At 69.9% G+C, this 10,694-nt stretch carries 12 protein-coding genes and 1 tRNA gene; 11 read left to right on the top strand and 2 right to left on the bottom strand.

The genetic code is table 11. From position 1 onward, the window contains the following. Positions 1–189 (top strand): hypothetical protein (locus IEY93_RS36790; RefSeq protein ID WP_189167789.1); only part of this gene is annotated, 189 nt, incomplete at its 5' end. A gap of 386 nt (positions 190–575) precedes the next feature. On the opposite strand, the gene IEY93_RS36785 is transcribed toward IEY93_RS36790, so the two are convergent. Both IEY93_RS36785 and IEY93_RS36780 read right to left on the bottom strand, forming a co-directional pair. Next, on the bottom strand, positions 576–1,595 hold the full coding sequence (locus IEY93_RS36785; protein WP_189167788.1) for an adenosine deaminase: 1,020 nt from the start codon (positions 1,593–1,595) through the stop codon (positions 576–578). Between the two features lie 305 nt (positions 1,596–1,900). Next, positions 1,901–3,115: a pyridoxal phosphate-dependent aminotransferase gene (locus IEY93_RS36780; RefSeq protein WP_372444554.1), complete on the bottom strand. Its 1,215-nt coding sequence runs from the start codon at positions 3,113–3,115 to the stop codon at positions 1,901–1,903. A gap of 183 nt (positions 3,116–3,298) precedes the next feature. On the opposite strand from IEY93_RS36780, the gene IEY93_RS36775 reads away from it, so the two are divergent. The 10 genes from IEY93_RS36775 to IEY93_RS36730 all read left to right on the top strand — a co-directional run bounded on the left by IEY93_RS36775 (position 3,299) and on the right by IEY93_RS36730 (position 10,132). Further along, positions 3,299–3,371 (top strand) — tRNA-Trp (locus IEY93_RS36775). Positions 3,372–3,445: 74 nt separating this feature from the next. Then, positions 3,446–3,706 (top strand): preprotein translocase subunit SecE, encoded by a 261-nt coding sequence (gene secE, locus IEY93_RS36770; protein ID WP_189167786.1) that lies wholly within the window; start codon positions 3,446–3,448, stop codon positions 3,704–3,706. A 136-nt stretch (positions 3,707–3,842) separates the two neighbouring features. Then, positions 3,843–4,676 carry a transcription termination/antitermination protein NusG gene (gene nusG / locus IEY93_RS36765; protein WP_189167785.1) on the top strand — a complete coding sequence of 278 codons (834 nt, stop codon included), beginning with the start codon at positions 3,843–3,845 and terminating at the stop codon, positions 4,674–4,676. Positions 4,677–4,863: 187 nt separating this feature from the next. Further along, on the top strand, positions 4,864–5,295 hold the full coding sequence (gene rplK / locus IEY93_RS36760; protein ID WP_189167784.1) for a 50S ribosomal protein L11: 432 nt from the start codon (positions 4,864–4,866) through the stop codon (positions 5,293–5,295). Between the two features lie 65 nt (positions 5,296–5,360). Beyond that, complete coding sequence (rplA, locus tag IEY93_RS36755) at positions 5,361–6,080, top strand: 50S ribosomal protein L1 (RefSeq protein WP_189167783.1); 720 nt, start codon at positions 5,361–5,363, stop codon at positions 6,078–6,080. A gap of 244 nt (positions 6,081–6,324) precedes the next feature. Further along, positions 6,325–7,194 (top strand): SCO4651 family lipoprotein, encoded by an 870-nt coding sequence (locus IEY93_RS36750; protein WP_189167782.1) that lies wholly within the window; start codon positions 6,325–6,327, stop codon positions 7,192–7,194. 460 nt (positions 7,195–7,654) lie between these two features. Further along, on the top strand, positions 7,655–8,215 hold the full coding sequence (rplJ, locus tag IEY93_RS36745; RefSeq protein WP_189167781.1) for a 50S ribosomal protein L10: 561 nt from the start codon (positions 7,655–7,657) through the stop codon (positions 8,213–8,215). Positions 8,216–8,302: 87 nt separating this feature from the next. After that, positions 8,303–8,695: a 50S ribosomal protein L7/L12 gene (gene rplL, locus IEY93_RS36740; protein ID WP_189167780.1), complete on the top strand. Its 393-nt coding sequence runs from the start codon at positions 8,303–8,305 to the stop codon at positions 8,693–8,695. 352 nt (positions 8,696–9,047) lie between these two features. Further along, positions 9,048–9,566 (top strand): Rv1363c family protein, encoded by a 519-nt coding sequence (locus IEY93_RS36735; RefSeq protein ID WP_189167779.1) that lies wholly within the window; start codon positions 9,048–9,050, stop codon positions 9,564–9,566. Continuing rightward, the gene (locus tag IEY93_RS36730; RefSeq protein ID WP_229691781.1) at positions 9,563–10,132 is read left to right on the top strand and encodes an Rv1363c family protein; all 570 of its coding nucleotides are present in this window, start codon (positions 9,563–9,565) and stop codon (positions 10,130–10,132) included. Before IEY93_RS36735 ends, IEY93_RS36730 begins: the two co-directional genes overlap by 4 nt. The last annotated feature ends 562 nt before the right edge of the window (positions 10,133–10,694 follow it).

Here is a 10,694-nt window from a genome sequence, read left to right as displayed (position 1 = left end):
GACGGCGCCACCTGGCGCCTGCTCGACCAGGGCCTGGCGACCAACACCATGTGGAAGGCCCTGCAGGCCCGCAAGGGGCTCGGCCGGCTGTCGGTGACCTTCGACGCCAGCGACCCGGAGAAGGGCATCACGCAGGACCTGAGCAAGCTCGCCGAGGTCTTCGACGAGGTGTACATCCACTCGCAGTGACGCCTCACGGCGGGGACGCCCTCCGGCGGTGACACGGCCGCCGGGGGCCTCCTCGGAGGCGAACCGCCGGCGGGACCACCCCTCCGGCACCGAAGACCGCCGGGAACAGCGCCCGGCACGGAGCCCGCCGGAGCACGCATCCCCCCGGCGGGCTCATCCATGCCGCGGACCACCCGTGACGCCCTGGCCGAGCAGGGTGCCGGCGCCCGGCGGTGGACCGCTTACAGGCAAGCGCACAGAAGCGGCGCCAGGTGTGGCCGGATCGGCTCGGGCCAGGAGCACGAGGCTGGGCCGGGGCGGGATGTCCGAGGCTTGGCCGGGGCGGGGGCGCGAGGCCGGTCGGCGGGAGTCCGCCGGGGCCGGGCGGCCCTCGCCGGGCCGGGGGATCAGCTCGGAGCGGTGAGCCAGGTGTCGATGGCGGCCAGCAGCTCCTTCTTGTACCCCTCTGGAGCGGCCGAGGAGCGGATCGACTGGCGGGCCAGCTCGGCGACCTCGGCGTCGGTGAACCCGTACACCTCGCGGGCCAGCTCGTACTGCGGCAGCAGCCGGGCGCCGAACAGCAACGGGTCGTCGGCGCCCAGCGCGATCGGCACCCCCGCGTCGAACAGCCGCTTCACCGGCAGCTCGGCGGCCTCCTGCGCGACGCCGAGGCCCACGTTCGAGGTGGGGCACACCTCGCAGGCGATCTGGCGGTCGGCCAGGCGCTCCAGCAGCCGCGGGGACTCGGCGGCCCGGATGCCGTGCCCGACACGGTCGGCCTCAAGGTCGTCCACGCACTCGGCGACGCTGGCCGCCCCCGAGAGCTCGCCGCCGTGCGGGACCGCGAGCAGCCCCGCGCGCTTGGCGATGCGGAAGGCCCCGTCGAAGTCACGGGCCCGGCCCCGCCGCTCGTCGTTGGACAGGCCGAAACCCACCACGCCCTTGTCGGCGTACTGCCCGGCCAGGCGGGCGAGGGTCTTGGCGTCCAGCGGGTGGCGGGTGCGGTTGGCGGCCACGATCACCCCGACGCCCACCCCGAAGGCGGACGCCGCCCGCGCCGCGGCGTCCAGCACGAGCTCCAGCGTGCGGGTCAGCCCGCCGAACCGCTGGGCGTACCCCGAGGGATCGACCTGGATCTCCAGCCACCGCGACCCCTCGGCCGCCTCGTCCTCGACGGCCTCGCGCAGCAAGCGGTAGACGTCGTCGTCCCGGCGCAGCACCGAGCGGGCGATGTCGTACAGCCGCTGGAAGCGGAACCAGCCCCGCTCGTCCGTCGCGCGCAACCGGGGCGGCCAATCTTGCACCAGGGCGTCCGGCAGGTGCACCCCGTGGTCGCGGGCGAGCTCAAGGAGCGTGGAGTGCCGCATGGACCCGGTGAAGTGCAGGTGCAGATGAGCTTTCGGAAGTTCGTCGAGCGGGCGTGCCATCTCCATATTTTGCCGCACGCCCACCCCTCGCCGTCCCCCGAACACCCGACCCGGGGACCGCCCGGCACGGGTACGGCGATCTCACCGACCCGCTCCACCGGCCGTCCCGCGCCGGCGGTCACCGTCGCGTCCCTGCGGTGTTCCGGTGCCATCTCTCAACCCGGGAGAGAGTGGCATTGGGGAGGACGAAAGGGGCTCGCCATGACGTATGCGAACGGATCGTCCCCGCCGGCCGGGCGGTACCCGGCCGGCGCACGACGGGAGACCGGGCGGGGCGGCCGGATGGGCCGCCCCTTGGGTGAAGGTCAGTGCGCCTCGGAGAGAAGCTTGGCCAGGCGGCTGACGCCCTCGACCAGGTCGTCGTCGCCGAGGGCGTACGACAGCCGGAAATAGCCCGGCGTGCCGAACGCCTCGCCCGGCACCAGGGCCACCTCGGCCTCCTCCAGGATCAGCTCGGCCAGCTCGGCGGAGGACGCCGGCCGCCGGCCGCGGATCTCCTTGCCGATGAGCGCCTTGACCGACGGGTAGGCGTAGAACGCGCCGAACGGCTCGGGGCACACGACGCCCGGGATCTCGTTCAGCATGCGCACCATGGTCTGGCGGCGCCGGTCGAACGCCTCGCGCATGCGGGCCACGGCCGACAGGTCGCCCGACACGGCGGTCAGCGCGGCGGCCTGGGCGACGTTGGAGACGTTGGAGGTCGCGTGCGACTGCAGGTTCGTCGCGGCCTTGACGACGTCCTTCGGGCCGATCATCCAGCCGACCCGCCAGCCGGTCATGGCATAGGTCTTGGCGACGCCGTTGAGCACGACGACGGTGTCACGCAGCTCGGGAACGGCGGTGGCGATGCTGGTGAAGCTCACCCCGCCGTACACCAGGTGCTCGTAGATCTCGTCGGTGACCACCCACAGGCCGTGCCCGGCGGCCCAGCGGCCGATCTCGGCGACCTGCTCGGGCGAGTAGACCGCGCCGGTCGGGTTGGACGGCGAGACGAACAGCAGGACCTTGGTGCGCTCGGTGCGGGCGGCCTCGAGCTGGTCCACCGAGGCGAGGTAGCCGGTGGTCTCGTCGGTCACCACGTCGACCTGCACACCGCCCGCGAGCTTGATCGCCTCGGGGTAGGTCGTCCAGTACGGCGCGACCACCAGGACCTCGTCGCCCGGGTCGAGGAGCGTGGCGAACGCCTCGTAGACGGCCTGCTTGCCGCCGTTGGTCACCAGCACCTGCGAGGCGTCGACCTCGAACCCGGAGTCGCGCCGCGTCTTGTCGGCGATGGCCTGCTTGAGCTCGGGCAGGCCGCCCGCCGGGGTGTACTTGTGGAACCGCGGGTTCCGGCACGCCTCGACGGCCGCCTCGACGATGTAGTCGGGCGTCGGGAAGTCCGGCTCGCCGGCTCCGAACCCGATGACCGGGCGGCCGTCCGCCTTCATCGCCTTGGCCTTGGCGTCCACGGCCAGCGTGGCGGACTCGGATATGGCGGAAATGCGCGCTGAGATGCGAGGACGGGTCATGCCTCCCATCGTTCCAGACACCCACTCCGGGTGCCGCCTCATATCCGCGATGTGGACGCCCGGTGGTGCTCCGGCGCGCGGCCCGGACATCTCCGAACGGGTCGGTTCGACGTGGACGCCATTCACCCGTACACTTCTGCAACTAGTGAGCGACATACCCCCGGCTGCTCGGGGTAAGGTGGTTCACGGCAGAGGGCACTAGCGCAATTGGTAGCGCACCGGTCTCCAAAACCGGCGGTTGGGGGTTCGAGTCCCTCGTGCCCTGCGGAGTGCGGTCCGCGCACCGATGGCGTGTATGCCGCCGAAAGTTGCGTAGGAACGACGGATCAGGTGAGGACTGTGGCGATCGACACGCGCGGCGAGGCCGCGGACAGGCCGAGCAAGTCGTCCGGCGAGACCGTTAAGAAGCAGCGCACTTCTCCCGCACTTTTCTACCGGCAGATCGTCGCCGAGCTTCGCAAGGTGATCTGGCCGACGCGCAAGGATCTGATCTCTTACACCACGGTGGTCCTCGTCTTCGTCCTGATCATGGTCGGGCTCGTGGCCGGGATAGACTTCTTGCTCACGCAGGGTGTGCTGGCGGTCTTCGGCGGAGCCTGAGCCGGGCCGCCGCGAATAACAGCCGTCCCCCGAACGGGCCGCAGCCGTCTCGAACGGCCGCCCGATTGGTGGGCGGCTGCCCGTCCTTAGAGGGCGGTAAAAGATCGCAACATCGTCGAGAGAAGAAAGAGTCACCGTGTCCGAGTCCCCACTGTCGGCTGGCACATCCCACGATGAGTGGGAGGGCGAGCCGGAAGAGGCCATCAACAGCACTGGCGAGCCCGGCGAGGCCGAGGCCACCGGTGGCGCCGACGCGTCCAGCGCCGGCGAGGCCGCCGGTGACGCAGGCGTGTCCGACGAGGTCGAGGGCGAGGCCGTCGAGGGCGAGGCCGCCGAGACTCCGGCCGCCGCTGCCGACGAAGACGGTGACGTCGTTCCCGACGTCGACCCCGTCGAGGAGTTCAAGCGCTCGCTGCGCGGGCAGCCGGGCGAGTGGTACGTCATCCACTCCTACGCCGGCTACGAGAACCGCGTGAAGTCCAACATCGAGACGCGTACGCAGTCGCTCAACATGGAGGACTACCTCTTCCAGGTAGAGGTGCCCATCCACACGGTCACCGAGATCAAGGGCGGCAAGCGCACCCCGGTGAAGGAGCGCGTGCTGCCGGGCTACGTCCTGGTGCGCATGGAGCTCACCGACGAGTCGTGGTCGGCCGTGCGCAACACGCCGGGTGTGACCGGGTTCGTGGGCCTGTCCAACCGCCCGAGCCCGCTGAGCCTGGACGAGGTCGCCAAGCTGCTGGCGCCCGAGCCGACCGAGCAGGCCAAGACGACCACCGCCAAGGCGGCCGCCGCGACCGTCGACTTCGAGGTCGGCGAGTCGGTCACCGTCATGGACGGCCCCTTCGCCACGCTTCCCGCGACGGTGAGCGAGATCAGCGCCGAGTCGCAGAAGCTCAAGGTGCTGGTGTCGATCTTCGGCCGTGAGACGCCGGTCGAGCTGTCGTTCAACCAGGTCTCCAAGATCTGATCCGGGCGCCGGGTCTCGTCGATCCGGCGCCTTGCATACACTGATTAGTCGTCCCCGCCGGCCGGCCGGTCTGAGCGGCCGTGGGGGAGGTCCCGAGAGCGCTCCGCCGCCTTGGCGCGGCGTGCCCTCGGGCGGCTTCCACACCCCTGTGGAAGTCCCGTTCGCAGTTCAGGACCCGGAGTAGGAAATGCCTCCAAAGAAGAAGATCGCGGCCCTGGTCAAGGTCCAGCTTCCCGCCGGCCAGGCCACGCCCGCGCCGCCGGTCGGTACGGCCCTCGGTCCGCACGGCGTCAACATCATGGACTTCGTCAAGCAGTACAACGCTGCGACCGAGGCCCAGCGGGGCAACATCATCCCCGTCGAGATCACCATCTTCGAAGACCGCAGCTTCACCTTCGTCACCAAGACGCCGCCGGCGCCTGAGCTGATCAAGAAGGCCGCGGGCGTCGACAAGGCCAGCGCCAACCCGCACCGCGACAAGGTCGGCAAGCTCACCAAGGAGCAGCTGCGCCAGATCGCCGAGACGAAGATGCCCGACCTCAACGCCAACGACATCGAGGCGGCAGAGAAGATCATCGCCGGCACCGCCCGGTCGATGGGCATCACGATCGCCGACTGACGACCACAGAAAACCGTGGAAGGGCCAGCGCTCGGCCCGCACCACACACTCCTGAAGGAGAAGCAGTGAAGCGCAGCAAGACCTACCGCAAGGCCGCGGACCAGATCGACCGCGACAACCTCTACAGCCCGGTCGAGGCGGCCAAGATCGCCAAGGCGAGCTCGGTCACCAAGTTCGACGCCACCGTCGAGGTGGCCCTGCGCCTGGGTGTCGACCCGCGCAAGGCCGACCAGATGGTGCGCGGCACCGTCAACCTCCCGCACGGCACCGGCAAGACCGCCCGGGTCCTGGTCTTCGCGACCGGTGACCGTGCCGAGGAGGCCCGCGCCGCGGGCGCCGACATCGTGGGCGCCGACGAGCTCATCGAGGAGATCGCCAAGGGCAATCGCCTCAACGAGTTCGACGCCGTCGTGGCCACCCCCGACCTGATGGGCAAGGTCGGCCGCCTGGGCCGCGTGCTCGGCCCGCGCGGGCTCATGCCGAACCCCAAGACCGGCACCGTCACCCCCGCCGTGGGCAAGGCCGTGACCGAGATCAAGGGCGGCAAGATCGAGTTCCGCGTCGACCGGCACGCCAACCTGCACTTCATCATCGGCAAGGCGTCCTTCCCCGAGCGTCAGCTCCTGGAGAACTACGCCGCCGCGCTCGACGAGATCGTCCGTCTCAAGCCGTCCGCGGCGAAGGGGCGCTACCTGAAGAAGGTCACCTTCTCCACGTCCATGGGCCCGGGCATCCCGGTCGACCCGAACGTGACGCGCGGCATCACCGGCGAGCTGGACGCCTGACGTCCTGCTCGTCCCCGGGGGCGCGCGGCGACGGCCGTGCCGCCTGAGGACATCCGACGAAAGGCCCGCACCGTGAGGTGCGGGCCTTTTTTCGTGATGATTCATCGGTTAATCCGCAGGTGAGCGGCTGTTTTCCGATCGGGGCGCCTCTTGTGCGCGTTATCGATGCTCATTCTCCGCCGCACAGGGTAGGGGCAGCACGTAGGGTGAAAAAGACTTTTGGGGGAAACAGAAGGGTTACCCAGTGAAGCGGCGTATCACTCCCGCGGCCGTGGCCGTCGGTTCGGCCATGCTCATCGCGGTTTCGGCATGCAGTCAGTCCCCGCAGCCCGTCCAGAACCTCGGCGCGGTCCGGCTCTCGGCGAGCGAGACCCTGCAGCAGAGCGCCAAGAGCGCCGAGGACGTCTCGTCCTACCGGGCGCAGCTCGCGCTGGACTTCGGCACGTCCAACGAGGGCTCCGGGTCGGTCAAGGGCTCGATGGTGGTCCACCAGAAGCCCCAGCTCGCCTCGGACGTCACCCTCGACCAGATCAACGTGCGCGGCCAGGACGTCCCCGGCGGCGCGCGGATCATCCTCGTCGGGCAGACCGCCTACATCAAGGTCGACATGCTCAACAAGCTCGTCGGCGGCACCAAGCCCTGGATCAAGCTCGACCTCACCCAGGCGGGCAAGGAGGCCGGCGTGAACGTCGACCAGTTCCTCGCCCAGGCCCAGCAGATGGACCTGCAGAGCAGCGTCCGCCTGCTGACCAGCTCCAAGGACGTCGCCAAGGTCGGCAGCGAGACGGTCGGCGGCGTGGACACCACGCACTACAAGGGCACCTTCACGGTCGCCGAGGCGGTCAAGCTGCTGTCGCCGGAGGTGCAGCAGCGCGTCCAGGGGCAGCTCACCGAGGTCAAGGACATGAAGTTCGACGCCTGGATCGACGCGCAGAACCTCCCGCGCAAGGTCGAGATGAACGGCGGTGCCAACACCGGCACCTTCAAGCTGACCACGCTGTTCACCTCGTTCAACGAGGCCGCCGAGGTCACCGCGCCTCCGGCGGACCAGGTGGGCGACCTGCCGAAGCGCCTGAACGGCACGGACGGGGCCGCCGGCGGCACCACGAGCTGACGACCCGGCCCCCGCTCCGGCAGGGGCCGGCGAAGGTGGCACGCGCGGCCGGCCCGGTGGGCCGGCCGCCATCGGCCACCGGCCGGCTCCGTCCGCCGGTGGCCGCCACGGCTCCCGGGCGTCGTGTTCGCCCGGTGGCCGCGTGGCCCGGCCGGCCGTCGAAAGGCCGTGCCGGACCGCGCGGCACGCGGCGAGTTGGCATGGTGGGCAAAGCCCAGGTAGTCTGTTCTACGCCGAAGACCGCCGGTCGTCGCCGAGCTCCTCATGGCTCGGTGGCCCAAGGTTCCACAGTCGTGGAAGGCCCGCGTAGGCGTGGTGCGAGTTCTCATATGGTTCTCGTGCGGACATATCGTTCCGCGCGATTTTCTGTGTGTGAGCCCCGAGCGTCTACGCTTCGGGGCTTTTCCGCTTTTACAGGACTTTTGGGCCCTTCGCCGGTGGCACATCTGGAAGGAGGCCCATGGCGAAGGCGGAAAAGGCGACCGCGGTCGAAGAGCTCAAGGATCGGTTCGAGAGCTCCAGCGCCGCCGTCCTGACCGAGTACCGCGGTCTCACCGTGGCGCAGCTCAAGGAGCTGCGCGTCACGCTCGGTGGGAATGCGAAGTTCGCCGTGGCGAAGAACACGCTGTCCAAGATCGCGGCCAACCAGGCCGGGGTCAGCTCCCTGGACGATCTGTTCCAGGGGCCCACCGCGATCGCGTTCGTCACCGGCGACGTGGTCGAGGCGGCCAAGGGTCTGCGTGACTTCGCCAAGGCCAATCCCCTCCTGGTCATCAAGGGCGGTGTCGTCGACGGCAAGTCGATGAACCCGGCCGAGATCGCGACGCTCGCCGACCTGGAGTCGCGCGAGGTCCTGCTCGCGAAGCTCGCGGGTGCGCTGAAGGCCAAGCAGTCTCAGGCCGCCGCCACGTTCAACGCGCTGCCCACCCAGCTCGTCCGCCTCGCCGAGGCCCTGCGCGAGAAGCGCGCGGCCGGTGGTGCGGAGGCCGGTGCGGACGCCGCCGCGGACGCTGCCGAGTAGTTCCGGCGCGAAAGCGACCAAAGCAGGGGATTGCGGAGCAAACCGCGGTCCGATTCACGTTTTGCAATTCATTTGGAGGAACCACTCATGGCGAAGCTCAGCACCGACGAGCTGCTCGACGCGTTCAAGGAGATGACCCTCCTTGAGCTCTCCGACTTCGTGAAGCTCTTCGAGGACACCTTCGACGTCAAGGCCGCCGCCCCCGTCGCGGTCGCCGCCGCCCCGGGTGCCGGTGGTGGCGCCGCCGCCGCCGAGGAGGCCGAGGAGCAGGACGAGTTCGACGTCATCCTCGAGGCCGCCGGCGACAAGAAGATCCAGGTCATCAAGGAGGTCCGCGCGCTCACCAGCCTCGGCCTCAAGGAGGCCAAGGACCTCGTCGACGGCGCGCCGAAGCCGCTGCTCGAGAAGGTCAACAAGGAGGCCGCCGAGAAGGCGAAGGCCGCCCTCGAGGGCGCCGGCGCCACCGTCACCGTCAAGTGACCTCGCGCCTCTAGTTTCACCAGCTCCACGAGAAGGGGCGGGTTCACCCTGGTGCCGGGTGGCCCGCCCCTTTCGCGTTCCCGGAGAATCCTCGCCTGCGCTTTCCGCTGCGCCCGGCGCCTTCCTCGCCCGTGCCGCGTGCGGATCCCTCGCTCCGCGGCAGGGACTTCCCGCCCCGGCGGTGGCGGACATTTCCGGGCGGTCCCGTACGGGGGAATGCGGATGATCGCCCATCTGGATCTTGATACCGGGTTATGATCCGGCGAACCGTCCAGCGACCGAATCCCGCTCCGGGCGGGGTCCATGCCGTCGTGGCGCCACGGGGCGCCGTCCGCGCGATGGGAGGGAACTGGTGGCGCTGCACGCGGCTCGCTCCCGCCGCAGATCGCGCCTCCTGGTGCCGCTCGCCCTTCTCGCGCTCGTCGTGGCTTTGGGCGCGGCCTGGGTGCGCGTCGGCGACGAGCTGGACCAGGCGCGCGCGTCGGCCCTCGACCGCCTGGCCGCCGTGCAGGCCGCCAAGAGGTACGCCCTGACGCTGATGGCCCTCGACTACCGCACGGTCGACCGCGACGTGGCGCGCGTCATGGACGTCTCCACCGGCCAGGCCCGCGAGGAGTTCGCCCGGCAGGCCCAGGGGCTGAAGGACACCACGCGCCGCAACAAGGCCGTGCAGACCGGGGTCGTGCGGGCGGCCGGCCTCGCCTCCATGAACGAGCCGGGGAACACCGCCCGGGTGCTGATCGTGGCCGACTCGGTGATCCGCTGGGACGGGACGCGCACCGCCCCGCAGGAGCGCTTCTACCGCTGGAGCGTCGAGGTGACCAAGGTGGGGGAGGGCTGGTCGGTGTCCAGGCTGGAGCAGGTCGCGTGAGCGGCGAGGACGCTCACGCGACCCTGGAGGGCGGTGCGCCGCCCCGGACGCGGTCCTGGCGTCGTGTGACCGCCGTCGCGCTGCTGGGGCTCCTGGCGGCCGTTCTGGCCGTTCTGACGGTCCTGGCCTATCTGCGTCTGCGTGAGCTGCGCGACAGTGAGTCGGCCGCCGCCGAGGCGCTCGCGGCCGCGCGGGCGTACGCGCCGGACATGCTGTCCTACGACTACCGGACGGTCGAGGCCGACCTCGCCCGCGCCAGGGGGTACGCCACCGGCAACCTGGCGGGGCACTACGGCGAGTTGTCGCGCGTCCTGGTGCCGGTGGTCAAACGCGAGCAGACCGTGCAGCAGGCGGCGGTGGCCGCGGCGGCCGTGGAGTCGGCGACGCCTGACCGCGTGCAGGTGTTGCTGTTCATGAACATGGGAACGACGAGGTTGCTGCCGGGCGACGAGCAGCCCCACAAGCAGGTCGTCCAGAACCGCGCCCGGTTCGTGCTGGTCAAGGGGCAGGAGCACTGGCTGGTGTCCGAGTTGTCGACCTTGATTGGAAATGCCCCGGGCGGCTGAGCCGCAGGTCACGGCCGGCTTGGAGCTCCGGGCGTGTCGGGTTATTAAATCGTTAGCAAAGCTTCGGTTTGTGAAACGCGAGTGGTGGGCAAGACAAAGGGCACGACAGTGTCGTGAGGCGGCAAGCCTTCGACCCTCCGTGTGACTGAGCGTTAGCCGATCCGCATCGCGGGTATCGTCTGGACCCGGCTGCCCGCGCTGTCTCCGGAGGGGAGAAAACCCAGCGTGACGGGCCCTAGGGGCCACGAATCCGGGTCTATGGGCTTGACGTTTCGCCGCTGACGGGCGATGCTGCGTCCAGTGTTGGGTGCGCAGAGCGAGACTGAGTGGACAGGTGTATGCCCATCGGCTACACTGCCCCTTTGCGCTGCCCTTTGACGACCCGCTTCTCTAGGTAACTTTGATGCATGGTCGTCTGGCGTGCGTGTAGTCAGTCCGCGAGCCCTCGGAAGGACATCTGTTGGCAGCCTCGCGCAACGCCTTCGCCGTACCCGCCGGTCCCCGTCGCGTGTCTTTCGCGCGCATTCAGGAGCCGCTCGAAGTTCCCGATCTTCTCGCCCTG

Origin of the sequence: Sphaerisporangium melleum, from assembly GCF_014646695.1 — a bacterium.
Classification (GTDB): Bacteria; Actinomycetota; Actinomycetes; order Streptosporangiales; family Streptosporangiaceae; genus Sphaerisporangium; species Sphaerisporangium melleum.
The sequence above is the reverse complement of the archived record's forward strand: the minus strand, read 5'-3'. Positions and strand labels throughout refer to the sequence as shown.

What these genes read in the sequence shown, in the direction of transcription:
- rplJ (WP_189167781.1), top strand. Translation starts at nt 7,655, where the DNA reads ATGGCGAAGGCGGAAAAGGCGACCGCGGTCGAAGAGCTCAAGGATCGG.
- rplK (WP_189167784.1), top strand. Translation starts at nt 4,864, where the DNA reads ATGCCTCCAAAGAAGAAGATCGCGGCCCTGGTCAAGGTCCAGCTTCCC.
- rplL (WP_189167780.1), top strand. Translation starts at nt 8,303, where the DNA reads ATGGCGAAGCTCAGCACCGACGAGCTGCTCGACGCGTTCAAGGAGATG.
- IEY93_RS36780 (WP_372444554.1), bottom strand. Translation starts at nt 3,115, where the DNA reads ATGGGAGGCATGACCCGTCCTCGCATCTCAGCGCGCATTTCCGCCATA.
- IEY93_RS36785 (WP_189167788.1), bottom strand. Translation starts at nt 1,595, where the DNA reads ATGGCACGCCCGCTCGACGAACTTCCGAAAGCTCATCTGCACCTGCAC.